General features: G+C 64.2%; 21 protein-coding genes. 10 read left to right on the top strand and 11 right to left on the bottom strand.

Annotated elements, in window-relative coordinates:
• Positions 1-322: 322 nt before the first annotated feature.
• From METLW3_RS0112525 to proS, 5 genes are all read right to left on the bottom strand, one after another.
• Positions 323-697, bottom strand: coding sequence for a hypothetical protein (locus METLW3_RS0112525; protein WP_036308877.1), 375 nt, complete (start codon positions 695-697; stop codon positions 323-325).
• Positions 698-723: 26 nt separating this feature from the next.
• Entirely contained in the window at positions 724-1,095 is a 372-nt protein-coding gene (locus METLW3_RS0112520) for an energy transducer TonB (RefSeq protein ID WP_198022768.1), read from the bottom strand.
• 150 nt (positions 1,096-1,245) lie between these two features.
• Positions 1,246-1,554: a hypothetical protein gene (locus METLW3_RS0112515; protein ID WP_024880245.1), complete on the bottom strand. Its 309-nt coding sequence runs from the start codon at positions 1,552-1,554 to the stop codon at positions 1,246-1,248.
• A gap of 89 nt (positions 1,555-1,643) precedes the next feature.
• Positions 1,644-1,958 carry a hypothetical protein gene (locus METLW3_RS28220; RefSeq protein WP_024880244.1) on the bottom strand — a complete coding sequence of 105 codons (315 nt, stop codon included), beginning with the start codon at positions 1,956-1,958 and terminating at the stop codon, positions 1,644-1,646.
• 26 nt (positions 1,959-1,984) lie between these two features.
• The gene (gene proS, locus METLW3_RS0112505) at positions 1,985-3,532 is read right to left on the bottom strand and encodes a proline--tRNA ligase (RefSeq protein ID WP_024880243.1); all 1,548 of its coding nucleotides are present in this window, start codon (positions 3,530-3,532) and stop codon (positions 1,985-1,987) included.
• 182 nt (positions 3,533-3,714) lie between these two features.
• On the opposite strand from proS, the gene METLW3_RS0112500 reads away from it, so the two are divergent.
• Entirely contained in the window at positions 3,715-4,920 is a 1,206-nt protein-coding gene (locus tag METLW3_RS0112500; protein ID WP_134188085.1) for an acyltransferase, read from the top strand.
• Between the two features lie 14 nt (positions 4,921-4,934).
• Here METLW3_RS0112500 and METLW3_RS0112495 read toward each other — a convergent pair whose 3' ends face one another.
• On the bottom strand, positions 4,935-5,153 hold the full coding sequence (locus METLW3_RS0112495; protein ID WP_036308872.1) for a hypothetical protein: 219 nt from the start codon (positions 5,151-5,153) through the stop codon (positions 4,935-4,937).
• Positions 5,154-5,381: 228 nt separating this feature from the next.
• Between METLW3_RS0112495 and METLW3_RS0112490 the strand changes: the two genes are divergently transcribed.
• The 6 genes from METLW3_RS0112490 (at position 5,382) to METLW3_RS0112465 (ending at position 12,608) form a co-directional block, all read left to right on the top strand.
• The gene (locus METLW3_RS0112490) at positions 5,382-6,284 is read left to right on the top strand and encodes a LysR family transcriptional regulator (RefSeq protein ID WP_024880240.1); all 903 of its coding nucleotides are present in this window, start codon (positions 5,382-5,384) and stop codon (positions 6,282-6,284) included.
• Between the two features lie 145 nt (positions 6,285-6,429).
• Positions 6,430-6,906 carry a formate dehydrogenase subunit gamma gene (locus tag METLW3_RS0112485; protein WP_024880239.1) on the top strand — a complete coding sequence of 159 codons (477 nt, stop codon included), beginning with the start codon at positions 6,430-6,432 and terminating at the stop codon, positions 6,904-6,906.
• Complete coding sequence (locus METLW3_RS0112480; protein WP_198022797.1) at positions 6,900-8,456, top strand: NADH-quinone oxidoreductase subunit NuoF; 1,557 nt, start codon at positions 6,900-6,902, stop codon at positions 8,454-8,456. The genes METLW3_RS0112485 and METLW3_RS0112480 overlap by 7 nt, the downstream gene beginning before the upstream one ends.
• Positions 8,457-8,467: 11 nt before the next feature.
• A complete protein-coding gene (gene fdhF / locus METLW3_RS0112475) occupies positions 8,468-11,344 on the top strand; it encodes a formate dehydrogenase subunit alpha (RefSeq protein WP_024880237.1) in 2,877 nt (958 codons plus the stop codon).
• 222 nt (positions 11,345-11,566) lie between these two features.
• Complete coding sequence (gene fdhD / locus METLW3_RS0112470; protein WP_024880236.1) at positions 11,567-12,397, top strand: formate dehydrogenase accessory sulfurtransferase FdhD; 831 nt, start codon at positions 11,567-11,569, stop codon at positions 12,395-12,397.
• The gene (locus tag METLW3_RS0112465) at positions 12,387-12,608 is read left to right on the top strand and encodes a formate dehydrogenase subunit delta (protein WP_018265611.1); all 222 of its coding nucleotides are present in this window, start codon (positions 12,387-12,389) and stop codon (positions 12,606-12,608) included. The genes fdhD and METLW3_RS0112465 overlap by 11 nt, the downstream gene beginning before the upstream one ends.
• A gap of 44 nt (positions 12,609-12,652) precedes the next feature.
• On the opposite strand, the gene METLW3_RS0112460 is transcribed toward METLW3_RS0112465, so the two are convergent.
• Positions 12,653-13,306 (bottom strand): cyclic nucleotide-binding domain-containing protein, encoded by a 654-nt coding sequence (locus tag METLW3_RS0112460; RefSeq protein ID WP_024880235.1) that lies wholly within the window; start codon positions 13,304-13,306, stop codon positions 12,653-12,655.
• A 136-nt stretch (positions 13,307-13,442) separates the two neighbouring features.
• Positions 13,443-14,639, bottom strand: a complete 1,197-nt coding sequence (locus tag METLW3_RS0112450; protein WP_245267329.1) for a lytic murein transglycosylase — start codon at positions 14,637-14,639, stop codon at positions 13,443-13,445.
• A 186-nt stretch (positions 14,640-14,825) separates the two neighbouring features.
• Here METLW3_RS0112450 and irrA point away from each other — a divergent pair, with 186 nt between their 5' ends.
• The gene (gene irrA, locus METLW3_RS0112445) at positions 14,826-15,308 is read left to right on the top strand and encodes an iron response transcriptional regulator IrrA (protein ID WP_024880233.1); all 483 of its coding nucleotides are present in this window, start codon (positions 14,826-14,828) and stop codon (positions 15,306-15,308) included.
• Between the two features lie 196 nt (positions 15,309-15,504).
• On the opposite strand, the gene METLW3_RS0112440 is transcribed toward irrA, so the two are convergent.
• Entirely contained in the window at positions 15,505-16,389 is an 885-nt protein-coding gene (locus METLW3_RS0112440) for a UTP--glucose-1-phosphate uridylyltransferase (RefSeq protein ID WP_024880232.1), read from the bottom strand.
• Positions 16,390-16,589: 200 nt separating this feature from the next.
• On the opposite strand from METLW3_RS0112440, the gene galE reads away from it, so the two are divergent.
• Both galE and METLW3_RS0112430 read left to right on the top strand, forming a co-directional pair.
• Positions 16,590-17,585: a UDP-glucose 4-epimerase GalE gene (gene galE / locus METLW3_RS0112435; RefSeq protein ID WP_024880231.1), complete on the top strand. Its 996-nt coding sequence runs from the start codon at positions 16,590-16,592 to the stop codon at positions 17,583-17,585.
• Positions 17,586-17,754: 169 nt separating this feature from the next.
• Positions 17,755-18,681, top strand: coding sequence for a hypothetical protein (locus METLW3_RS0112430; protein ID WP_024880230.1), 927 nt, complete (start codon positions 17,755-17,757; stop codon positions 18,679-18,681).
• A gap of 16 nt (positions 18,682-18,697) precedes the next feature.
• Here the strand turns inward: METLW3_RS0112430 and METLW3_RS0112425 are convergent, their stop codons facing one another.
• Together METLW3_RS0112425 and ppc are read right to left on the bottom strand one after the other, a co-directional pair.
• Positions 18,698-21,778: an autotransporter domain-containing protein gene (locus METLW3_RS0112425; RefSeq protein ID WP_024880229.1), complete on the bottom strand. Its 3,081-nt coding sequence runs from the start codon at positions 21,776-21,778 to the stop codon at positions 18,698-18,700.
• An 88-nt stretch (positions 21,779-21,866) separates the two neighbouring features.
• Positions 21,867-24,626, bottom strand: coding sequence for a phosphoenolpyruvate carboxylase (gene ppc / locus METLW3_RS0112420; protein ID WP_024880228.1), 2,760 nt, complete (start codon positions 24,624-24,626; stop codon positions 21,867-21,869).
• Positions 24,627-24,861 lie beyond the last annotated feature (235 nt).

Below are 24,861 nucleotides of genomic sequence, written 5' to 3'. Positions count from 1 at the left end.
ACATAGTCTCGCTCCAAGGACGGCCCGAATATGGGCCGAATGTGGCGTAAACGCGCTCTGCGCCGTTTCGGGACGCCGAAAAGCGCCGTTATGGACAACGGTTAGTACGCCCGGACGATCAAAATTCGTTCCAACTTCCGGCGAGCCGGCGTAGGCTCGGCCGGCCATTTCGCAATTTTGCGGCCGCCGTGTGCTCGGCTAGCTGGGCCGCCAATTCTGGTTGGGCAGAATGAAAAGCTTATATTGGTCGTAATAATTCAATCTGGATGCGACCAATAGGCGCGCGAGGTTTCGTCGTCCGCTGAGCCGCCCGCCGAAGCGGTCAATGGAAGTTGAAGGTCTGCTCGAAATCACGGCAGTCGGTGTCCATGTCGAAGGGCGGCGGCGGCAGCTTCAGCGCGGTGATCATGCCCGCCGCGACCAGCGCTCGGGCGTTATTGTCGTAGTTCGAGAAAGTGGCTCTGGTGACGCGGCCTCTGAAATCGACATGGAATTTGATGGTCACTGTTCCGCGTCCCAGATTCAGCTTCGGCGCGCGTTCGCGGAGCTGCTGGGTGACGGTCTGTATCCAGACCTTGTTTTCCGGGATCGCCATGCAGGCGGCGAGCGTCGGCCGCTCCGAGGGGCCGAAAAGAAATTGTGCGAAGGCCGCCGGCGACACGCCGATCAGACAAAATACGATGATTGCTCGAAACATGATGCGTGGCCTCCGGTCCGCCGGGCTCATGGATAGTAGAAGCTCTGCGAGAATAAGTGGCACTTGCCGCCGGCCGCCTTGCGGGCCGAGGCCGGCGGCGGCGGCAATTTGAGCGAGGAAATCGTGCTCAAGGCGAGGAGCGCCTGTTCGTTATTGCTGGCTTTCACGACATTCGCATCGGCCACTCGGCCGGCGGCGTCGACGCAGAAATGCACGGTCACAGACCCATGCCCGAGCCAGAGGCGCGAGGTGTGCTCTTTGGCCTGACGGGCGATCGTCCTCTTCCACTGCTCATATTCCACCTGGGCGGCGTCCCGCGCGGGGTCTGCCGTTCCGCCGAGCCCGTCGAAAATCGATTGCGCCACAACCGGCTGGGAGAGCGCGAGCAGACAAGCCATAAAAATCGTCGCCGCTTTCATCAATTCGGTCCTCGAACGAAACATAGCGCCTGGAAATTCGCCGCCCGCGCCTTGTGATCTATGAATATCCGAACGCGTAGCGCGGTCAATAAGGTGAGTGATTTCGTCGAGCGCTGGCCGGTTTTCCTGTTATTCGTTTCGGTCTTTTCTTGCGGCGCCGAGCGCGCCTCGCGGTGGGGCGACGCGATTGAGGGCAGTGATCGACAAAAACCCGCCGATCCAGGCGCCGAGCGCGGCAAACAGCACATAGGCCCAGTTGGACGTGTAGCTGATGACCGCGAAAGCGGAGAGGAGATACCACACGCTGCTCCAGCTCGCGGCGGCGACGCGACGGCGTTCGGAAACCGCAGCGTTGAAGAACACATAGACGGCGTCGGTCACGGCGGTCGACAGGGCGACGCCCGCGGCGATGGCGGGGTCGAAAGGCGGAATGTCCATTGCTGCGGTCTCCGATTGGCGTCGTGTCCAATCGGCTCTAGATGGCGCGAATTCGATGCTGACGAAGGGGTTTCTTTGCGGGCGAATCGTTAATCTTCTCCGAGCAGCCACCAGAGATCTGATCCGCTAATCTCACCCGCATCATGCTGCTCGAAGAGCTTTCGGGCTGGCTCGTCCAAATTGCTCGTTGCTCGGCGGAATTTCTCCCGCCGTTCTATAAATTCTATGTGATCCCACAGATAGGCGGGCGAAACTTCACCGGTGTCGAGCCGCGCTAGCAGGCTTTGGAATTCCGCTTTGACTTGCGGGCTTTGGACACCCAAAAAATCGGCGCGTTTCAGCAGCGCGACACGTTCCTTGCCGCTCGGCGGCCGGGTCAGGGCTCTCTTCCTGGGCGCGCTCATCGGCCGCCATTCGAGGCTCGCCCGCGCTAATAAGCACGAGCGATCAATATCTCCTCCACCGCCGGCCGGCCGGTGAAGACACAAACGCCCGTCGGCGCGCTCTGCTGGAGCGGAATATTGCGCAGCGTCAGCTTCAACGCCTTCAGCCGCGTCTCCACCTCCTCGAGCTCCGCGCCGGTCGGCCGCGCCCAGGGCGCGCGCACCCAGCCCTTGAAGGCCGCCGCGGCCTCGTCGTCCTCCGCCGCCTTGCCGAAATAATCGGCGATCTCGGCGAAGCGCGTCAGATCGGAGCGGATATTCGCCTCGAGTCGCGCCTTGGCCTCGGCGAACAGCGCCGCCTGGATTTCCGCCAGCAGGGCAGGGACCGCGCCCACGAATTCCGCGCGGGGCGTCGCCGTCGAGACGATCTTGTCGCCGTCGCGCAGGCGGTCGCGGCGGATCAGCGTCACAACGTCATTGGCGGCGTCGCGTGGGCCGATCTCGAGGATGATCGGCGCGCCGCGGCGCACCCAGTCCCAGCGCTTATTGGCGGCGCGCGCCGGCTTCTTGTCGACGATCGCGCGCAATGGCGCGCCCAGCGCGAAAACCCCGTCCAGCTCGGCTTTCAGCCTGTCGCAGAAGGCGAGCACCTCGGCGTCCTCGGGCTTCTCGCGCAGCATGGGCACGATCACCACCTGACGCGGGGCGATGGCCGGCGGAAGGCGCAGCCCGTCATCGTCGCCATGGGTCATGATCACGCCGCCGATGAGCCGCGTCGAGACGCCCCAGCTCGTCGTGTGGCAATATTCCAGCTCGCCGCTCGCGCTCTGGAAGCGGATGTTCTGCGCGTGAGCGAAATTGGTTCCGAGATAATGCGAGGTGCCGGCCTGCAGCGCCTTGCCGTCCTGCATCATCGCCTCGATGGAATAAGTGTTCACGGCGCCGGGGAAGCGCTCATTCTCCGGCTTCTCGCCGGCGACCACGGGCACGGCCAGCACATCCTCGACGATTTGCCGATAGACCTCGAGCATTTTGCGGGTTTCTTCCCGCGCGTCGGCCTCGTCGGCATGGGCGGTGTGGCCCTCCTGCCAGAGGAATTCGCTCGTCCGCAAGAAGAGCCGCGTGCGCATTTCCCAGCGCACGACATTGGCCCATTGATTGATGAGCACGGGCAGGTCGCGATGCGAGGAGACCCAGCGGCGGAAGGCGTCGCCGATGATCGTCTCCGAAGTCGGCCGCACGATCAGCGGCTCCTCGAGCTTGGAGTCGGGATCGACGACGAGCTTGCCGTCCACCGCCTTCAGCCGGTGATGGGTGACGACCGCCATCTCCTTGGCGAAGCCTTCGACATGGCTCGCCTCCTGAGCGATGAAGCTCATGGGGATGAACAGCGGGAAATAGCAATTGTCGTGGCCGGTCTCTTTTATGCGCCGGTCGAGCGCGCCCTGGATCAGCTCCCAGACGCCATAGCCCCAGGGCTTGATGATCATGCAGCCGCGCACCGGGCTCGTCTCGGCCATATCGGCCTCGGCGACGATGGCCTGATACCATTGCGCGAAATTCTCTTCTCTCGTGACCGACAGAGCGCGTTTCATCTTTGCCCTTGGGGATTCGATTCCGATGTTCGAGCGCAGAGATAGCCCAAGCCCGCCGTCATGGCGAGCGAGGCCGCGCTTTTCGGCCGCGGCGCGGTGCAGGGGTCGAGCAGGGGCGTTGCCTTGCGCGGGCGTTCCGGTCGAAACTCCGCCCCGTCGGACATGGGTCCGAGGAGGGCGCGTTGGTCTATCCATTGGGCATGATCGGCGTTGGGATAGGGCTCGCCTATCTCGCCGCCTTTGCGGCGGGCGGCCTCCTCGATCGCCTCGGCTTTCCGCTTCCGTCGTCGGCCGGGCGGATTTCGCGCATAGACGGGCTGCGCGGGCTGCTGGCCCTCTCCGTGATGATGCATCATTTCGTGATCTGGATGCAGGCCACGCGGCTCGGCGGAACCTGGGAGCGGCCGACCATTCTGTTTCTTGAAAATCTCGGCGGCGGCAGCGTGTCGATATTTTTCATGATCACAGGGTTTCTATTCCATCGCAATACGCTGGAAGGATTTCATATTTCCAGAATAGCAGCGTTATGGGTCGGCCGTTTCTTCCGTCTGACGCCGCTGGTCGCCGCTTCCGTCGTGGCGACAGGCCTGATTATTCTATGGACGCAAGAATATTCCATTCGGCCGGAAACGGTTTTCACGCCGCTGCTCACATGGGTGGCGGCCCTCGGCCAGCCTCCGCTTCTCGGCCATGCCGATAGCGGCCGCATCGACGCTTATGTGCTGTGGTCGCTGAAATATGAGTGGGCGTTCTATCTTTTCGGCGTTCCGCTGATGGCGATCGCCTATGACCTTCTCCGCGGCAAGGCGCCGACTGCGGCGCTTCCGCTGGCGCTCGTCATCGGCAGTCTGGCGGCGACGCGTTTCGTCGCTCTCGATTGGCTCGCGTTTCCGCCCTTGTTCGCGATGGGGATGCTGGCCAGCGAGGCGGCGAAGCTCGACGAGGCGCGGATCTGGTCGTCCTCGCGCGGTGGAATGCTCACGGCCACGATATGCCTGCTCGCGGCCTTGGCTTGCGCTCCCAAGCCTTATGGGACGCCATGGGATTTTCTGCTCGGACTCTTCTTCGCCTCTGTCGCCTGCGGCAACGATATCTTCGGCCTTTTGCGGAGGCGCGCGCTTCTGGCGCTCGGAGAATGCTCTTATGGAATATATTTATTCCATGGCAATGTTCTCTTTGTTCTCTTCTACTTCGGCGCGCCCTCGCTCGCGGCGCTGGACACGGCCAGCCTGCCGCTGCTTCTGCCATTGGTCGCGATTATCGTCGTGGCGGTAACGGCGACGATCTTCGTCACGATCGAGAAGCCGGGGAGCGCTTACGGTCGAGCATTCGTCGCTCGATTTTCTTCTGCGCCCCCGGCGCCGTCGGAGGATAAAGTGGTCGGATGAAGCTTCGCCGACGCTCAGCCGCCGGCGAGAGGCTTCAGCGCTTGTAGCTTCGAATGGAGTTCTAAGATCAATTTCTCATTGTTCTGAATAAATTCAGGCGAGAGCATCAGCTGCTCCCGCAATGAGCGAGGCTCCACGAAACGGCTCGCGCTGTCCAAATTCACTTCCTTTTCCGGGTCGCGGTCGAGAATGAGACGATAGCCCCAAAGCAAGTGATCTTTTGTCAACGACATGCGCGGCCTCCGATTTTTTCTATCCGACCTTTTTTAGATTTGTGCAGCGCACAAGGTCAACCGCCTTTTTCCCTATCGCGGCCCGCTGTCCGGGCGCGCTTTCGTCCGTGGCCGCGCGCGCATCCTTCGACCGTGCGATGAATTCGCCGCGCCAAGCCTTTAGGTATATAGTTCCTCGCGCGTCCCATTCGGTCCTTCGAGGGCGCGAAGAGGGAGTTTGGGCGCGACGTGATCGACAAGCTGGAATTCTTCATCACTGTCGCCAAGGAGCGGAGCTTTTCCCGCGCGGCGGAGCTCTGCGGGGTGACGCAGCCGACGCTCTCGGCCGGGATCAAGCAGCTCGAGGACAGTCTCGGCGTCCTGCTCGTCAATCGCTCCTCCCGCTTCCACAGCCTCACCGCCGAGGGCGAGCGGGTGCTGGAATGGGCCAAGCGCATCGTGGCCGACGCGCGCGCCATGCGGCAGGAGGTGCGCACGCTGAAGGAGGGGCTCGGCGGCCAGCTCAAGATCGCCTCCATCCCCACGGCGCTGACCATGATTCCCGCGCTGACGACGCCCTTTCGCGAGAAGCACCCCGGCGTGCGCCTCACCATTCTCACCAGCTCCTCGACCGAGATCTTGTCCATGCTGGACAATCTCGAGATCGACGCCGGCCTCACCTATCTCGACAATGAGCCGCTGGGGCGGGTGCGGACCGTTCCGCTCTTTTCGGAGCGCTATCGGCTGCTGACTGCGGCCGACAATCCGCTCGGCAATCGGGACAAGGTGACCTGGGCCGATGTCGGCCGAATCCCTCTCTGCCTGCTGACGCCGGACATGCAGAATCGCCGCATCGTCGAGCGGCTGATCCGCGACGCCGGCGGCGAGCCCGAGCCCGCGCTCGAATCGAATTCGGTCATCGTGCTCTTCGCCCATGTGAAGACAGGACGTTGGGCCACCATCCTACCCGAAAAGCTGGTCGACTCGCTGCGAGTCGCCGCCCCATTGCGCTCTATTCCGATCGTCGAGCCGGAGGCCGTCCACGAGATCGGATTGGTCGTTCCGCTGCGCGAGCCGACCATCCCGCAGGTCGCCGCGCTCGTCGCCGAGGCGAAGAAGCTCGCAAAGAATCCGCTAGTTGGCGATCTATAGGATTCGCCTATCGTGTAACCGTTCCAGATTATTGATCCCGCCGACTTTTTGGCGCACTGTTGGGGCAATTACCTAAAATGGGCGGCTGTCGCTCAGAAAGGCCCGCTCTCTAAGAACGGGCTCGCTCGATAAGAACGGGGAAGAAATGTCTGGCGCTGTTCCGTGGAACGAGGCGCGGGCGCAGGAGATCATCGACGCCCATCTCGGGCTCGAGGGTCCTGCCCTGCCTATCTTGCATGCTATCCAGGAAGAATTCGGCTATGTGCCCGAGGCTGTCGTGCCGCAGATGGCGCAATCGCTGAACATCTCCCGGGCCGAGATGCATGGCGTCGTCACTTTCTATCACGACTTCCGCCATGCGCCGGCCGGCCGCCATGTGCTGAAGCTGTGCCGGGCGGAGTCCTGTCAGTCCATGGGGTCGGAGAAGATCGCCAAGGACTTCCTCGAGCGCATCAAGCTCGAATGGGGCGGGACCGCCAATGACGGCTCGCTGACCGTCGAGGCGGTCTATTGCCTCGGCCTCTGCGCTCACAGCCCCGGCGCTCTCTACGACGGCGAGCCGATCGGCCGCGTCGATGGGGGGATTCTGGACGAGCTGGCGTCGGAGGCGCAAAAATCATGACCAAGATTTATGTGCCCCGCGACATGGCCGCGCTGGCCGTCGGCGCCAAGCGCGTCCTCGCCGCCATAGAGAAAGAGGCCGCCGCGCGCGGCGAGACCATTCAGATCATTCGCAACGGCTCGCGCGGCCTGCTCTGGCTCGAGCCTCTGGTCGAGGTCGAGACGCCGGAAGGCCGCATCGGCTACGGCAATGTGAAGCCCGCCGATGTTCCCTCGCTGTTCGACGCCGGCTTCCTGAAGGGCGGCGCTCATCCGCTCTCCATCGGCAAGGTCGAGGATCATCCCTACTGGGCCAAGCAGACGCGCGTGACCTTCGAGCGCGTCGGCATCATCGATCCGGTGAATCTCGATGATTACGTCGCCCATGGCGGCGGGCAGGGGCTCGCCAAGGCCTTCGAGATCGGCCCGGCCAAGGTCATAGAGGAAGTCACCAAGTCCGGTCTGCGCGGCCGCGGCGGCGCGGGCTTCCCGGCCGGCATCAAATGGAAGACGGTCGCCGACGCTCCGGCCGACCGCCGCTATGTCGTCACCAACGCCGACGAGGGCGATTCGGGCACTTTCGCCGATCGCATGGTGATGGAGGGCGATCCCTTCGTCCTCATCGAGGGCATGACGATCTGCGGCTACGCCATCGGCGCGAGCAAGGGCTTCATCTATCTGCGTGCGGAATATCCGCAATGCGCCGAGGTGCTGACCGAGGCGCTGGAGGCCGCGCGCAAGGCCGGCTGGCTCGGCGAGAATGTGCGCGGCTCCGGCTTCGCCTTCGACATTGAACTGCGCATCGGCGCCGGCGCCTATGTCTGTGGCGAGGAGACCTCGCTGCTCGAGAGCCTCGAGGGCCATCGCGGCATTGTGCGCGCCAAGCCGCCGCTGCCGGCGCATGTCGGCTTCATGGGGCGCCCCACGGTCGTCAACAATGTGCTGACGCTCGCCACGGCTCCGGCCATTCTCGCCAAGGGCGGCGAGTTTTACGCCTCTTTCGGCGTCGGCCGCTCGCGCGGCACCATGCCGTTGCAGATCGCCGGCAATGTGAAATATGGCGGTCTCTATGAGACGCCCTTCGGCCTCACGCTGGGCGAGATCGTCAATGACATCGGCGGCGGCACGCTGACCGGTCGCCCGGTGCGCGCCGTGCAATGCGGCGGCCCGCTCGGCGCCTATGTGCCCCCGTCGCTGTTCGACACGCCCTTCGATTATGAGGCGTTCCAGAAGCACGACAGCCTGATCGGCCATGGCGGCCTCGTCGTTTTCGACGACACCGTCGATATGATGCAGATGGCGCGCTTCGGCATGGAGTTCTGCGCGATCGAGAGCTGCGGCAAGTGCACGCCCTGCCGCATCGGCTCCACCCGCGGCGTCGAGACGATCGACAAGATCGTCGAAGGCGTCGATGTGGAGGCGAATATCGAGCTGCTGTCCGATCTCTGCAACACGATGAAATTCGGTTCCCTCTGCGCGCTCGGAGGTTTCGCCCCATATCCGGTCGAGAGCGCCCTTCGTCATTATCCGGAAGATTTCCGCAAAGCGACGCTTCCCGCCGCCGCCGAGTGAGGAGCAAAGCCATGAGCCTCGTCAAAGAAGTCGATTACGGCACGCCCGCGTCGAAGTCAGAGAAAGAAGTCACTCTGACGATCGACGGCGTATCGGTCACTGTGCCGGAAGGCACGTCCATCATGCGCGCCGCCATGGAGCTGGGGACGGAAATCCCCAAGCTCTGCGCCACCGACAGCCTGAAGGCCTTCGGCTCTTGCCGTCTCTGCGTCGTCGAGATCGACGGCCGCTATGGGACGCCGGCCTCCTGCACCACGCCGGTGCTGCCGGGCATGAGCGTCCATACGCAGACGCCTCGCCTCAAGGCGATCCGCCGCGGCGTTATGGAGCTCTATATCTCCGACCATCCGCTCGACTGTCTGACTTGCGCCGCCAATGGCGATTGCGAGCTGCAGACGATGGCGGGCGCCGTGGGCCTGCGCGATGTGCGCTACGGCTATGAGGGCTCCAACCATGTGTTCGCCCGCAGCCGCGTCGACGGCAAGGCGAATTTCGATTGGATGCCGAAAGACGAGTCCAATCCCTATTTCACCTACGACCCGTCGAAATGCATCGTCTGCAATCGTTGCGTCCGCGCCTGCGAGGAGACTCAAGGCACTTTCGCGCTGACGATCGACGGCCGCGGCTTCGACAGCCGCGTCTCGCCCGGCATGGCCGAAGCCTTCATGGATTCGGAATGCGTCTCCTGCGGCGCCTGCGTGCAGGCCTGCCCGACCGCGACCTTGACCGAGAAGTCGGTGATCGCCGTCGGTCAGCCGGAGCATTCGGAAGTCACCACCTGCGCCTATTGCGGCGTCGGCTGCACCTTCAAGGCGGAAATGCGCGGCGAGGAGATCGTCCGCATGGTTCCCTGGAAGGACGGCAAGGCCAATCACGGCCACAGCTGCATCAAGGGTCGCTTCGCTTACGGCTATGCGCTGCACAAGGAACGCGTCACCCAGCCGATGATCCGCGACAAGGCGACCGATCCCTGGCGGGTCGTCTCCTTCGACGAGGCCATCGCCTTCGCCGCCGATCGCTTCAAGAAGATCATCGAGAAGCACGGCAAGCGTTCTGTCGGCGTGATCACCTCCTCGCGTTGCTCGAATGAGGAGACCTATCTCGTCCAGAAGCTGACCCGCGCCGGCTTCGGCAACAACAACACCGACACTTGCGCGCGCGTCTGCCATTCGCCGACCGGCTATGGCCTCAACCAGGCCTTCGGCACCTCGGCCGGCACGCAGGACTTCGACTCGGTCGACGACAGCGATGTGATCCTCGTCATCGGCGCCAATCCGACCGACGCGCATCCGGTGTTCGGCTCGCGCATGAAGAAGCGCCTGCGCGAGGGCGCCAAGCTCATCGTCGTCGATCCGCGCCGCATCGATCTCGTGCGCTCACCCCATATCAGCTCGGATTATCATCTGGCGCTGAAGCCCGGAACCAATGTCGCCGTCGTCACAGCGCTGGCGCATGTGATCGTGAAAGAGGGCCTCGTCAACGAAGCCTTCGTCCGCGCGCGTTGCGATTGGGACGAGTTCCAGGATTGGGCGGCCTTCGTCTCCGAGGAGCGCAACAGCCCCGAGGAAGTCGAGAAGCTCTCCGGCGTTCCGGCGGCGGATATTCGCGCCGCGGCGCGCCTCTACGCCACCGGCGGCCGCGCGGCCATCTATTATGGCCTCGGCGTCACCGAGCACAGCCAGGGCTCGACGACCGTCATGGCCATCGCCAATCTCGCAATGGCGACCGGCAATCTCGGCCGTCGTGGCGTCGGCGTGAACCCGCTGCGCGGACAGAACAATGTGCAGGGCTCCTGCGACATGGGCTCTTTCCCGCATGAGCTGCCGGGCTATCGCCACGTCTCCAACGACGCCGTGCGCCAGTCCTTCGAGCAGGCCTGGGGCGTGGAGCTCGACAATGAGCCGGGCCTGCGCATCCCGAACATGTTCGATGCGGCGATCGCCGGCGAGTTCATGGGGCTCTATTGCCAGGGCGAGGACATTCTCCAGTCCGATCCGGACACGAAGCATGTCTCGGCCGCTCTCTCGGCGATGGAATGCGTCATCGTGCAGGATCTCTTCCTGAACGAGACCGCGCATTACGCCCATGTGTTCCTGCCGGGCGCGAGCTTCCTCGAGAAGGACGGCACCTTCACCAACGCCGAGCGCCGCATTCAGCGCATCCGCAAGGTGATGAGCCCGAAGAACGGCTATGGCGATTGGGAGATCACCCAAATGCTCGCCAAGGCCTTCGGCCTCGATTGGAACTATGCGCATCCGAGCGAGATCATGGATGAGATCGCCGCTCTGACGCCGACCTTCAAGAACGTCTCCTATGCGATGCTCGATGAGGTCGGCTCGGTGCAATGGCCGTGCAATGACGCGTCGCCGGACGGCATGCCGATCATGCACATCGAGGGCTTCACCCGCGGCAAGGGCAAGTTCGTCATCACCGAATATGTCCCTACCGACGAGAAGACCGGGCCGCGCTTCCCGCTGCTGCTGACGACGGGCCGCATCCTGTCGCAGTACAATGTCGGCGCGCAGACCCGCCGCACCGAGAACAGCCGTTGGCACGAGGAGGACGTGCTCGAGATCCATCCGCATGACGCCGAGTTGCGTGGCGTGCGCGATGGGGATTGGGTGCGCATCGCGAGCCGCGCCGGCGAGATCACGCTGCACGCCAAGGTCACCGACCGCGTGGCGCCGGGCGTCGTCTACACCACCTTCCATCACCCGCTCTCGCAGGCGAATGTCGTGACCACCGATAATTCGGATTGGGCCACCAATTGCCCCGAATATAAGGTGACGGCGGTGCAGATCTCGCCCTCCAACGGTCCGACCGAGTGGCAGGAGCAATATCGCGAGCTCTCCGAGAACGCCCGTCGCATCGCGACGGCCGCGGAGTAGAGCAGGGCGGTATCGATGGGCGCGATTCCTTCTCCCGCATGGCGGGAGAAGGTGGCCCCGCGAAGCGGGGTCGGATGAGGGCGCTCATCGTTTTGCGATTGTTTTGATCAGGCCAACGTCGAAATTGGCCGGTCATTTCCAGGGTCCCTCATCCGACCCGGCTGCGCCGGGCCACCTTCTCTCGCAAGCTGGAGAAGGGGCGCGCGCTGGAGATAGATCTGGATGAACGAGGACCTCCCCGCGGCCAGCATTCGTGTTCCGTGCATCGCGCGGCGCATTGACGCCTTGTCGGACAGCTCCCGCATCATACCGGAAGAAACCCCCATCGCCTTCACCTATGGCGGCTCCACGCATGCCGTGATGATGGCGACGCCGGCTGATCTCGAGGATTTCTCCATCGGCTTCGCGCTTACTGAAGGCCTCATCGATTCGATCGACGAGGCCGGTGATTTCGAGATCGTCGCCTCCGAGGCCGGCATAGAGCTGCGCAGCTGGCTCGCTGGCGGACGGCAGGAGGTCTATGCCGCGCGCAGGCGCTCCATGGCCGGTCCGACCGGCTGCGGCCTCTGCGGCATCGAAAGCCTCGAGCAGGCGAGCCGGCCGCTGGCCGTTCTCGACAATGCTCTGCATGTCTCCTCATCGGCGCTCATCGCCGCCATGGATCGCTTGCCCGGCGCGCAGACGCTCAATCGCGAGACGCGCGCCGTTCATGCCGCCGCTTTCTGGGGGCCGGATTCGGACGTGCTGGTGGCGCGGGAGGATGTCGGCCGCCATAATGCGCTGGACAAGCTCGCCGGCGCGCTGGCGCGTCAGCGGCTTCCCGCAGCGCAGGGCGTCGTGCTGATGACGAGCCGCATTTCCGTCGAGCTCGTTCAAAAGGCCGCCCGCATCGGGGCGCCCATTATCGCCGCAGTCTCCGCGCCCACGGCTCTGGCGGTGCGCACGGCGGAGAAATGTGGCATGACTTTGGTGGCGGTCGTGCGCGGCCGTGACTTCGAAATCTTCACCCACCCCGAACGCATTCTGGAACAGGTCTCTACCCATGTCGCATAATTCGGCCGACCGGCTCGTCAAAATGGCCAATCAGATCGGCAAGTTCTTCGCCGCGCAGAGGCATTCCGACGCGGTGGCCGGCACGGCCGAGCATTTGAAGAAATTCTGGGATCCGCGCATGCGCGCCGGCATCATCGATCATGTCGCCCATGGCGGCTCCGGCCTCGACGAGGTGCCGCTGCAGGCAGTGCAGAAGCTCGCCGCGAAATAGAGGCGAGCGGCGCGGGTCGTCGCGTCGTCTCGGCGCTCTTCGGCTCAGGCGCCGACATCTTCCGTCGTTTTATTCCAGGCGACGGCTTCGAGCTGCTGCGTGTTCGCCTGACAGCGTCGAACGATCAGCCGAATGAGATAGAGCCCGAATTGCGGGTTCTGGAAATAGAGCTGCTCGAACTCCTCATAGGTGATCGACAGCAGCCGGCAATCGGTGAGCGCGCGCGCTGAGGCCGTGCGCAAGCCGTCCTCGGTGAACAGCGCCATTTCCCCGAACAGCGTACCCGGCGGCAGCCGGATTCCCACCTCTGGAAGCTCGATCTCGCCTTCGATCAGCATATAGGCGCGGTCGGCCTCCTCGCCTTTGCGAAACAAAAGCGCGCCGGCCTTCACGCTGCATGGATGCATGAAGGGCTTCAGCCATTCGACCTTCAGCTCGCCATCCGCCGCGCGCTTGACGCTGGCCACCAGCTTGCGCATCTCGCGCAGACGAATGAGGTCGAGCGGAAACAGAATGACGTGGCGGGTCAACACGGCCATGTTCCCGCTAGCAGCGCCGACGACGACGCCGAGAAAATTCGCGATCGTGGATGCGATCCGCAAGCGGATCATCGTCTTCGAATAGGCGGAAGCCACAGCCGCCACCGATTGCATCCACGAGGCCGCGATCACCAGATACAGAATATGCTCGCTCGTCACTCGAGATTCTCCAGGGAAGCGGAGGCTTTCTCGCCGACGACGAGCGGCTCGACGCCTCTTTGGCGCCACAGATAGCTCATTTCTCACGCTGAAGTCAGCAGCTACAGCGTTTCGCGCCCCATATCGCCGCAGCGGCTCAGCGGCGGAGCCGCTCCAGCACCTCCTTCGTCGCGAATCCATCCGCCGGCTGCACGCCTTCGCTCAGCTGAAAGGCGTGCACGGCGTTGCGGCTGGTGCGGCCGAGCTTGCCGTCTATGGCGCCGCGATAGAAGCCGCGCGTGGTGAGCAGGCGCTGCAGCTCCTTGCAATCGGCGGTCGAGAGCGCCGCGATCTTCTTCGGCCAAGGGGCGATGGGCGCGCGTCGCCCGGCGATGCGGTCGGCGAGCAGGCCGATCGACAGCGCATAGGCGTCGGAGGTGTTGTATTTGCGGATCACCTCGAAATTATCGGTGATGAGAAAGGCCGGGCCGGCCGCGCCGGCCGGCAGATAGAGGCTCGCCGGACCGCTCGCCGGCAGCGCCTCGCCATCGGCCCGTGCGAGGCCCAGCGCGCGCCATTGCGCGAAGTCGAGATCGAAGTCGGCGTAGTCGAAATTTTTGGGCAGGACGACCTCGACCGCCCAGGGCAGGCGCGGATCCCAGCCGGAGAATTTCAGGAAATTGGCGACAGAGGCGAGCGAATCGAGCCTGTTCGTCCAAATGTCGGGGGCCGCGTCGCCGCTATAGGCGGTCGCATATTTCAGATAGGCCGAGGGCAGGAATTGCGGCTGGCCCATAGCGCCGGCCCAGGAGCCGCGCAGCCGCGCGCGGGTGACGTCGCCTCTCTGCAGCATGACCAGCGCGGCGACGAGCTCATCGGAGAAGATCGTTCCCCGGTGGCCGGCATAGGCCAGCGTCGCCAGCACGCGCAGCGTGTCTGCGGCGCCGGTCGCGGAACCGAAATTGCTTTCCACCCCGAGTATGGCGAGAGCGATCTCGGAAGGAACGCCGCTGCGCTCCTCGATCGTCGCCAGCGGCGCGGAGAGCTCGCTGGCGAGCGCGCGGCCCCGGGCCACACGCGCTGCGCTGACCGCGCCGGAGACATAGGAGGGGATGGAAATGGTGAACTCGGCTTGAGCCTGTGGGCGCCGCAGCAATCCGGGCTCAGGCGTGAGGCCCGCGACAGCCGAATCGAAAATCTCGCGCGAGACGCCGGCGTCGCGCGCCCGTGGCCATAATTGCTGCAGGAAATGGTCGAGATCAGAACCGGCGGCGCTTTCCTGCGCTAGCGCGCAAGGACTGAAAAAAGCCGTCAGGACAAACAGTAGGAAAATGACCGGGAATGATAGGAACACATCGCGGCGATTGCCGCGAGCGTGGCCGAAAGCTTGTCGCAAAATTGCGCGCGAGCTTGGCCATTCTTTGGAATCTTTACACTTTTGGCCATTTTGTTTGACACTTCGCTGCGCTGCGTTTTCAATCAGCATGTCTCGACTTCCACAAGGAGCCGCGAGCAGGACAGGATCTGAGGCGAAACGGAAATGACGCATCACCCCATGATTACGAATTTTCGTGCGCCGATCCAACTGGGAAAAAAGGCGGCCCCCATCAAGGACGAGCATGAGCTGAAGGCCAAGCTGCGGGCGGCCGGCCTTCGTCCCACCTCGCAGCGCATCTCGCTCAGCAAGCTGCTCTATGGCAATGGCGACCGCCATGTGAGCGCCGAGGCGCTCCACGCCGAAGCGCGCGAGGCCGGCCTGCAAATGTCGCTCTCGACCGTCTACAACACGCTCAACCAATTCGCCGACGTCGGCCTGCTGCGGGAGATCGCCGTGCAGGGGCCACGCACCTATTTCCACACACGCACCGCGCCGCATCACCATTTCATGGATGAGGTCAGCAAGCGCATGTTCGACGTGGTGGACGGCTCCATCGAATTCGCTAAGCTTCCCGCTCCGCCAGAGGGCATGGAGATTGTCGGCTGCGACGTCATCATCCGGCTGCGGCCCAAGCGGAAGGCTTGAGGCGGCTCGCCGGAGCAGTCTCTCTTCAGTGTGATTGTTTCAGAAAGGCCGCCGCTTGGGCGGCTTTTTTCATGCCTTCTCCCGCGCAGCGATTTTTCCTCGCCGGGTCTTGTCCAGCTCCAGCTCCAGCGCTCGCGAGGCGAGCCGAATCGGCCCCTCTCCCGCGAAGCTTTGCGGGAGACGGGGGCCTTTCCGTTCAGCCGAGCAGCTTGGCGATCTCCGCCTTCAGCCCGTCGGCGATGTCCGGGCGGGTCAGGCCGAAGGCGAGATTGGCCGCCAGAAAGCCGAGCTTCGATCCGGTGTCATAGGTCTTGCCGTCGAAGCGCACGCCGTGGAAGGCTTGCGAGCCGCTCAGCGTCACCATGCTGTCGGTGAGCTGAATCTCGCCGCCCGCGCCCTTCTCGCCCTTGGCCAGAATGTCGAAAATCTCCGGCTGCAGAATATAGCGGCCCGAGATCATCAGATTGCTCGGCGCGGTTCCGCGCGGCGGCTTCTCCACCATTCCGGTGATCTCGAAAGCGGCGCCGAAATCCTTGCCGACCGAGACGATGCCGTACTGATGCGTCTCCTCCGGCGGCACTTCCTCCACCGCGATCACATTGCCGCCATGGGCCTCATAGGCCTCCACCGCCTGGGCGAGGCAGCGGCTCTTCTTCGGCCCATTGCCGAGCGTCACCATATCGGGCAGCAGCACGGCGAAGGGCTCGTCGCCGACGATCTCGCGCGCGCACCAGACCGCATGGCCGAGGCCGAGCGGAGCCTGCTGGCGGGTGAAGCTGGCGGCGCCGGCGGGAGGCAGATCGGCGATCAGCGCGTCATATTCCTTGATCTTGCCGCGCTTCTTCAGCGTGTCCTCGAGCTCATAGGCGATGTCGAAATGATCCTCGATGACGCCTTTGTTGCGTCCGGTCACGAAAATGAAATGTTCGATGCCGGCCTCGCGCGCCTCGTCCACCACATGCTGGAGCACGGGACGATCGACGACGGTCAGCATCTCCTTCGGCACCGCTTTGGTCGCCGGGAGGAAGCGCGTGCCGAGGCCGGCCACGGGAAATACAGCCTTGCGAATGCGTTTGCTCATGATTAGTCCATTTCGAGCGAGTGTGACCCGAGCGCGAGAGCGCGACGCCCGAGCAGGGTTTCGGAAAAGGCGCAAGCGCTTTTCCGAGAATATCCCGCAATGGCGAAAGACCAACGCCTAGTCCGAGCCGGGCCAGGATTCGTCCTTAACCATTGCCCGTTAATTTCCCGTGATGACGTCTTCAGCAGGAAGAGAGCGGAATGACCATTCTCGTGACCGGCGGCGCCGGCTATATTGGAAGCCATATGACGCTCGAGCTGCTCGACGCCGGCGAGAAGGTCGTCGTGCTCGACGATCTCTCCACGGGGTTTCGCTGGGCGGTTCCGGAAGAGGTTCCGCTCATCGTGGGCGATTTTGGCGACGCGGCGCTGCTGCGCGATATTTTCGCGCGGCATGATGTCCAGTCGATCATTCATTTCGCGGCCAAGATCGTGGTCCCCGAGTCCGTCGCCGATCCTCTCGGCTATTATTTGAACAATACGGCGAAAGCGCGGGCTCTGCTGGCGGCGGCGGTGGAAGCGGGCGTGAAGCGCTTCATCTTCTCCTCGACCGCGGCCGTCTATGGCGATCCCGAGCATAATCCGGTGACGGAGGACGAGAGCCTGAAGCCGGTCTCGCCCTATGGACGCTCCAAGCTGATGGTCGAGTGGATGCTCGAGGATGTCTCGCGCGCGCATGATCTCTCCTATGTAGCGCTGCGCTACTTCAATGTCGCCGGCGCCGACCCTCGCGGCCGCTCCGGCCAATCGACGCCCAAGGCGACGCATCTCATCAAGGTGGCGGTGCAGGCGGCGTTGGGGCTGCGTCCCGGCATGCAGGTTTTCGGGACTGATTATCAGACGCCCGACGGCACCTGCCTGCGCGACTACATCCACGTCACCGATCTCGCCCGCGCCCATCTCGACGCGCTGCGTCATTTGCGCGGGGGAGGCGAGAGCCTCGTCTGCAATTGCGGCTATGCGCATGGGTTTTCCGTGCTCGAGGTGATCGAAACGGTCAAGCGCGTCTCCGGCGTCGATTTCAAGGTGGATTTCGCCGGCCGTCGGCCGGGCGATCCGGCCGCCATCGTCGCCGCCAATGATCGCATCCGCTCGCGCCTCGGCTGGACGCCGCGTCACGACGATCTCGAGACGATCGTGCGCCAGGCGTTGGATTGGGAGCGCAAGCTTGCGGCCCGCAACGAAAGTGGAGCATAGCATATATATTATAGAAATATTCCGATACTCTTCGGATATGGGAGGAAAGCGCCAGATTTTACAAGTATTTCTGCGCGATATAGCCTCGTGACGGCAGGCGCTGGTAAGTTTTGCGTAAGGCGGCGCGCGGACAGTCGCGCGCGTCCGCTCTCCTTCCAGGATACGCAGAATGTCCATATCGAGTCTGGCCTCCAGCGCGGTTCAAACCGCCTATCATCATCATTCCCGTCCCACGAAAGACGTCGACGACACGACAGCGGCGGCCGCCGCGAGCGCTTCGGCGACGACCAGCTCCACCTCCACGACGCAGACCAGCGCGGTCGATCCCAGCTCGGCGATCGATTTCCGTAGCGCGAGCTCCGGCCAGCTCGCCTCGCTGCTCTTCGCCAGCGATTCCAGCTCGACCAGCTCCAGCGACGATTCCTCCTCGTCCTCGGATTCGGGCTTCGCCTCGACGGTCGCCAATCTGCTGAAGGCGGTCGACTCCGGCGATACGGAGGCGGCCAAGACCGCCGCGTCGAGCCTTCAGAGCCTGTTGCAATCGTCGTCGACCTCGGATTCGTCGAGCTCGTCATCGTCCTCGTCGGACGGCCAATCCGGCTTCCTCTCCGATCTGCAGACGTTGGTCTCGGCGGTGCAGTCGGGCGACACGACGACCGCGCAATCGACGGCCAAGACGATCGAGAGCCATTTGCAGGCGCCGCCGCCTCCGCCCCCGCCGCCGCCGTCTTCTTCCGCGTCTACTTCCTCTTCCGAGAGCTCGGATTCGACCGCTTCCTCCTTCGTCTCCGATTTGGCGACGCTGCTGAACGCGGTGCAATCGGGCGATTCGACGACGCAGAAGAGCTCCGCCACGAGCCTCGAGAGCGATCTCGCTTCGCTCCTGTCCACATCCTCGACGAATTCCTCGTCATCGTCCTCGACGACGACCGATTCTTCGTCTTCCTCTTCGACGATCGTCGACGATCTGAAGACGCTGATCACCGCCGCCAAGAGCGGCGACGCCAGCGCCGCGCAATCGAGCGTCGAGGCGCTGCTGAAGGATCTCGTCGCTCAGCAGGGGTCTCAGTCCTCGAGCGCTTCGCAGAACGCGTAAAAGAGCAGGGGCGGCCTCACCAAGCCACTTTGAGGCCGCCTCGTCCCGCATAGGATTGCGTGCGTCCGCCATATTCGCCCTCGAAGGAGGCGAAGAGCGCGACCGAAGCGCTCACATCGAGGCGCAGCCCGCCTTTCACCTGCAGGTAATTCTCGTCGGGACGCGCGCCGGCGATGGTGAAAGCCGCCGAGGGGGCCGAGGCGAAGGATGCGAGAAGCGCGCGCGTCGGCTCGAATTCATGCACATAGGCGAGCGAGAGATCGGGCGTCAGCCGCCAGCCATTGTCGAGCGCGAAGCTGCGCTTGAATCGCGCGCCGAAATAGAGGGGCAGCGAGTCCGTCTCGCGCGCGGCGAAGGTCAGCGCGCTGAGGCCTGCAAAGCCGGGAAAAGCCGCCGTCGTCTCGGTGAATCCATCCGTCCAAATATGCGCCGTCTCGACAGCAGCGAAAGGCGTAGCGCGCAGGCCGAACAGATCGACGTCGCGCCCGATCTCGACGCGCGCGCGCAGCACGCGGCTCCCGAAATTCGCATTCGCCGTCTCGCCCGTTCCGAGGCCGAAGACCGAGCGGCGTGAGTAATTGTCGAAATCGGAGAAGGCGAGCGAGGCGGAGATATAATTGGGGTCGAAGGTGAAGACGCCATAGCCGCCGATATGCCAGCCATGCGTGTCCACATGAGTCGAGCGCTGATCGGTCGAGGCTCCGCCGGCGCTATAGCCGCCCGCGAAGCCGAGCAGAAGATTGGGAAGCACCGCCGCATCGAGACCGATGGCGCCGCCGCCGAGGCTCGTGCGCTGCGTCGCCGAGCCTTGCGCAGCGTCGCCGCCGAGGCGTGCGCTCTGGCCGAAGCCGGAGATCCACATGCGCCAGAGCCGCGCCGGCTCCTGTGTCATACGCGGGGCGATCGGACCCTTTTTCGATTCCAGAGACGCATAGCCGAGGGCCGGCGTCGTCGCGGAAATGGAGATTCCATTGGCGTCGCGCGTCTCGCCCGAGCGCCAGAATTGTCCGGCGTCTGCGAGAGTCGAGCCGAACAGGCGGTTCGATTCGAGGCCGACATTCAGCGCGCCGGTGACGCCTTCGCCGGAGAGTCCGTCGAAGGCCGCGCGCGCGCCGGCCGCCGATTTGCCGACGACGGCGAGGAACAGCGGGCTCGCCGTCGGCGTCGTGTCGAGCGCCGCGGCGACCGCGCGCTGATTGCGATTGGCCGCGACGCTCTGGAAGAACACGCCATTGCGCGAGAGCGTCAGATAGGCGTTGTTGGCGTTATAGGAGAGCGAGGGCGTCAAAAAGGCGAGATCGGTGGAGACCGAAGCGAAAGAGCCGCTGACGCCGCCCGCCGCCTGCACGATCGCATAGCTCGTCGAAGGCGCATAATTGCCGGAGGCGGCGGTCACTTGCACAGAGCCGGCGAGCGCCGCCGTTCCGCCGACGATGATCTTGTCCGCCGCGCCGGCGGCGTTTGCGTCGATCTGATAGACCGAGCCCGAGCGGAAAGTAGCGTTGCCGGTGACGGTGAGCGTGGAGATCGCGCCGGCGCCCGAGCCCGGCGAGACGGCGCCCGACAGATCGAGCGCGCCCAGCGTGCCGGAGCCCGAGAGGCGTCCGCCAGCGGCGATGGTGACGAGATTGCCGATCGTGCCGGAGGCGACCAGCTCCGCGCCGCCCGCGACCGTCACGCCGCTAGAATAGTTCTGCGTCCCGGTGAGCGTCCACACGCCGTCATCGACGCTCAGCGTCTCGAAATTGATCGCGCCGGCGAAGGTTCCCGTTCCTGAGAGCGAGATGCGATCGTTTCCGGCGCCGCCGTCCACCGTTCCATTGATGACGGAGCCGGTGCGAATGTTCAGCGTGTCGTCGCCGGAGCCGAAGACGATCGCCTGTCCGCCGCCGCCGGTGATGGTCCCGGAGTTGGTGATCGTATTGTTCTGCGTGCTGTTGATATAGACGCCGTAGCGCGTCGTTCCCTGGATCGTGCCGGCGTTGGTGATCGTCACCGCGCCGAAGGCAGGCCCTTCCGAGCTATTGTCGACGAGAATGCCGTCCGCCTGACCAATGATCGTCGCGCCAGCCTTATTGTCGATGACGCCGCCGCCGATGGCGACGCCCTGGCTGGTGTTGGTCTTTCCGTCGGAGCCGACGCCCTTCGCGCCCGTGCCGCGGATCGTGCCGTAATTGGTGATGTTGCCGATGTAATCGATATCGACGCCATCGCCGTCGCCATTGGCGACGCCGGCGATATTGTCGATATCGCCCGAGATGAGACCGTAATTGATCACCGTCCCGCCGACGTCGGAGCCGACGCCCGAGCCGTTGCGGCCGATGATCTGGCCGCCCGCATAATTGGTGATGGTGATGGAGGAGGTCGTCTTGTTCGCCGCGGAATCATAGCTGATGTTGATGCCATGGCGTCCGCCGGAGATGATTCCGCCAGCGTAATTATTGACCGTTCCGCCCGTGCTGGTCTGGAAGTCGATTCCATCCGCGCCGCTGTTGGTCTGAAAATTATTGGAGATGATCTGGCCGTAATTATTGATCGTGGCGTTGTTGCCGGGGCGTATGCCGTCGGCGTCGGCGGTCTGCAGCACGCCCGTCGCGAAATTATTGATGGTGATCGACGCCGTGCCGGCGACGATATTGCCGAAGTCGATCGCCTGGCCATTGTTGGAGCCCGTGCCCGTCGCCTGGATCAGCCCGTAATTATTGACGGTGATCGTTCCCGACGTGACAGCCGTTCCCACTTGCAGCGCGTCATTCTGCGATTGAATCGTCGCGCCCGCCTCATTGGTCAGCGTGAAGCTCATCGCGGTTCCGCTGTTGAAGCGGATCGCGCGCGTTCCTGTCCCCGTCGATTCGATCGTGCCGAAATTGTCGATGGAGACGCCGGTCGAGGTCGACGTCTGATTCAGCGTCGGATTGGCCGAGGAGGTGAGCTTGCCCCCGGCGCCCACGGTGACTTTGTCGGTCCCACCGAATGTCTTCTGGCCGGAGACGGTCGTATTGGCCGGGACATTTATGTCGGCTGCGACGGCCGCGGAAGAGAACGAGAGGGAGGCGAAGAGCGCGAGGGGGCTGACGCGCGAGAGAAGAGGCGACATTGCAGTTCCGTTCCAGCTGGATCGGAACCCCTAATGGCGGCGGCGCATGACGCTTTGACGACAGCGCCGCAATGTCGCCCTTTTCTGTTCACCCCGTGTTGCGCAGGCCGGCCGCGACGCCGTTGATGGACATGAGAATGCCCTGGCGGATGTCGTCGCCGGTCTGGCCGCCGCGGAAGCGGCGAATGAGCTCCACCTGCAGATAGTTGAGCGGCGCAATGTAGGGGAAGCGATGATGCAGCGAGCGCGCCAGCGCCGGATTGTCGGCGAGTCGCTGGCTCGATCCGGTGAGATCGGCGAGCGCAGCATTGGCTCTGCTCCACTCCGCCTCTATCTCTCCATAAATGCGGTCGGCGAGCGCGTGATCCTGCACGAGCCCCGCATAGTGACGCGCGATCGAAAGATCGGTCTTCGACAGGATCATGTCGATGTTCGACAGAAGCGTGCGGAAGAAGGGCCATTCGCGATACATGCGCTTCAGCAGCTCGAGCTTGGAGCCGTCGTCGCCCTCGCGGAAGCGCGCGATCGCCGAGCCGAAGCCATACCAGCCGGGCAGAGCGAGACGCGCCTGGCCCCAGGAGAAGCTCCACGGAATGGCGCGCAAATCCTCGATCTTGCGCGACGGCTTGCGCGAGGCCGGCCGCGAGCCGATGTTGAGCGAGGCGATCTCGGAGATCGGCGTCGAGGCGAAGAAATAATCGACGAAATCGGGCGTCTCGTAGACGAGGCCGCGATAGGCGTCCATGCCCCATTGCGCCAGCTGTTCCGCCACCTCGAGGAATTCCGGCGGCGGCGCCTTGCTATGCGAGAGCAGCGTCGCCTCGAGGGTCGCGGCGACGAGCAGCTCGAGATTGATGCGGCCGATCTGCGGATTGGCGTATTTCGCCGCGATCACCTCGCCTTGCTCGGTGAGGCGGATTTGTCCATTCACCGTGCCCGGCGGCTGCGCGAGAATGGCGTCATAGCTCGGTCCGCCGCCGCGCCCCACAGTGCCGCCGCGGCCGTGGAAGAGCCGCATGGCGATCGACGGCAGGCCCGAGAAAAAGTCCGCGAGCGCGGTGGAGGCGCGATAGAGCTCCCAAATGCTCGCGAGAATGCCGCCGTCCTTGTTGCTGTCGGAATAGCCCAGCATGATGTCCTGCTGCGCGCCGGAATTGGTGACGAGCTTGACGATGCCGGGCAGCGCATAGAACTCGCGCATGATGACGGCGGCGTTGCGCAGATCGCCGATCGTCTCGAACAAAGGCACGATGATGAGATCGGCGGCGACGATATTGGCGTCGCGCGGATCGAGCGTGCCGCGCATCATGCCGCATTCCTTTTGCAGCAGCAGCACCTCGAGCAGATCGCTCACCGTCTCCGTATGGCTGACGATGTAATGACGGATCGACTCGTGACCATAGGTCTTGCGCATTTCCGCCGCGCGCTCGAAGATCGCCAGCTCGCTCGCGACATCCTCCGAATAGGCGGCGTCGACGAGCCGCACCGGCCGCGGATCGCTGAGCAGCTTCAGCAGCAGCGCGCGCTTCTCCTCTTCCGTGAGGGCGGCGTAGTCGGGCGCGATGCGCGCCTCGCGCAGCAGCGCGGCGATGGTCTCCTCATGGCGGTCGGAGCTCTGGCGCAAATCCACGGTGGCGAGATGAAAGCCGAAGACTTCCGCCGCGCGGATCAGCGGCTCGAGGCGCTGCGTCGCGATCACCTCGCTATGATGGCAGCGCAGCGAGTCATCGACGATCTCGAGATCGGCGAGAAAGGCGCGCGGGCCGGAGTAGGGCGCGCCGGGCGCCCTCGCATGGCGCTGCGCCTGCTGGCCGGTCAGCTCCTCGAGCGTCGCGGCGAGGCGGGCGTAGACGCCGATCAGCGCGCGGCGATAGGGCTCGTCGTCGCGATGCGGATTATCGTCGCCCGAGCGCGCGGCGAGCGCCTCCAGCGCCTGGCTGCAACCGGCGTAGCGGCGCGAGATTGACAGCTCGGCGCCGAGCTCATGCACCTCGGAGAGGTAGAAGCGCAACGCCGTCTCGCCCTGCATGCGCAGCGCATTGGCGAGCGAGTCGGCGCGCACATTGGGATTGCCGTCGCGGTCGCCGCCGACCCAAGTGCCCATGCGCAGAAAGGGCGGAATGCGCAGGCCGCCGAGGCGCTCTTCGATGTCGGCGTAGAGCAGCGGAATCTGGCGCAGGAAAGTGCTGCGATAATAGCTCAGCGTGTTGGCGATCTCGTCGCGCACGGTGAGCCGCGCCTGCCGCAGCAGCTCCGTCTGCCACAGCTGCGAGACGCGGGCGCGCAATTGCAGCTCGTTGCGGGCGAGTTCGGCCTTGTTGCGCGCATGGGGGCGCGCTTGCAGCAGAGCGGAGATGGCGTGCTCGGCGTCGAGCAGGCTCTTGCGCCGCACCTCGGTCGGATGCGCGGTGAGCACGGGCGAGACCCAGCCATTGGAGAGCACTTGCGCCACCTTGCCAGGGCCGATCGAGGCCTTGCGCAAATGGGCGAATGTGTTGGCGAGGCTCGGCTCGCCGGAGGCCTCGTCGCCCTGCAGCGGATGCAGATCCTCGGCGATATTGGCGAGATGCGAGAAATAGCTGAAAGCGCGGATGACCGTCACCGCCTCGCTCGCCGAGAGCGAGCGCAGCAGCGCCTCGAGCTTGTTATCGGCCTCCATGTCGCCATTACGGCTGACGGCCACCGAGAGGCGGCGGATCGTCTCTATGCGCTCGAAGGCGGCCACGCCCTCCTGCTCGCGCACCGTGTCGCCGAGCAGGCGGCCGAGCAGGCGAATATCGGCGAGCAGCGACTGATCGTCGAGCAGGGCGGAGGAGCTGAAATTGGCGGCGTCTGTTTCGACTTGCATATGGGGCGTCGATCCTGGGCGGGGCGCTGTTGGGCGCGGTAGGTCCTGCGAGCTATAGCAGATTTTGGACCGGAGGCGATGCGAGGCGAGGGGGAGGGGGCGATCGGGTGAAGGCCAATAATCCTCCCCCTCATCTGAGGAGGGAAGCACGAGGGGGAGCTTCAGATGGCCGGGCATGAAGGTTTCCTCGTCCTTCGAGACGCCGCTGCGCGGCTCCTCAGGATGAGGAAACCTT

This window comes from Methylosinus sp. LW3, from assembly GCF_000527115.1.
GTDB lineage: Bacteria > Pseudomonadota > Alphaproteobacteria > Rhizobiales > Beijerinckiaceae > Methylosinus.
The sequence above is the reverse complement of the archived record's forward strand: the minus strand, read 5'-3'. Positions and strand labels throughout refer to the sequence as shown.

Bases quoted from the DNA above. Each gene is read 5' to 3' on its own strand.
- METLW3_RS0112525 (WP_036308877.1), bottom strand. From the start codon at position 697: ATGTTTCGAGCAATCATCGTATTTTGTCTGATCGGCGTGTCGCCGGCG.
- METLW3_RS0112520 (WP_198022768.1), bottom strand. From the start codon at position 1,095: ATGGCTTGTCTGCTCGCGCTCTCCCAGCCGGTTGTGGCGCAATCGATT.
- METLW3_RS0112515 (WP_024880245.1), bottom strand. From the start codon at position 1,554: ATGGACATTCCGCCTTTCGACCCCGCCATCGCCGCGGGCGTCGCCCTG.
- METLW3_RS28220 (WP_024880244.1), bottom strand. From the start codon at position 1,958: ATGAGCGCGCCCAGGAAGAGAGCCCTGACCCGGCCGCCGAGCGGCAAG.
- proS (WP_024880243.1), bottom strand. From the start codon at position 3,532: ATGAAACGCGCTCTGTCGGTCACGAGAGAAGAGAATTTCGCGCAATGG.
- METLW3_RS0112495 (WP_036308872.1), bottom strand. From the start codon at position 5,153: ATGTCGTTGACAAAAGATCACTTGCTTTGGGGCTATCGTCTCATTCTC.
- METLW3_RS0112485 (WP_024880239.1), top strand. From the start codon at position 6,430: ATGTCTGGCGCTGTTCCGTGGAACGAGGCGCGGGCGCAGGAGATCATC.
- fdhF (WP_024880237.1), top strand. From the start codon at position 8,468: ATGAGCCTCGTCAAAGAAGTCGATTACGGCACGCCCGCGTCGAAGTCA.
- fdhD (WP_024880236.1), top strand. From the start codon at position 11,567: ATGAACGAGGACCTCCCCGCGGCCAGCATTCGTGTTCCGTGCATCGCG.
- METLW3_RS0112465 (WP_018265611.1), top strand. From the start codon at position 12,387: ATGTCGCATAATTCGGCCGACCGGCTCGTCAAAATGGCCAATCAGATC.
- irrA (WP_024880233.1), top strand. From the start codon at position 14,826: ATGACGCATCACCCCATGATTACGAATTTTCGTGCGCCGATCCAACTG.
- METLW3_RS0112440 (WP_024880232.1), bottom strand. From the start codon at position 16,389: ATGAGCAAACGCATTCGCAAGGCTGTATTTCCCGTGGCCGGCCTCGGC.
- galE (WP_024880231.1), top strand. From the start codon at position 16,590: ATGACCATTCTCGTGACCGGCGGCGCCGGCTATATTGGAAGCCATATG.
- METLW3_RS0112430 (WP_024880230.1), top strand. From the start codon at position 17,755: ATGTCCATATCGAGTCTGGCCTCCAGCGCGGTTCAAACCGCCTATCAT.
- METLW3_RS0112425 (WP_024880229.1), bottom strand. From the start codon at position 21,778: ATGTCGCCTCTTCTCTCGCGCGTCAGCCCCCTCGCGCTCTTCGCCTCC.
- ppc (WP_024880228.1), bottom strand. From the start codon at position 24,626: ATGCAAGTCGAAACAGACGCCGCCAATTTCAGCTCCTCCGCCCTGCTC.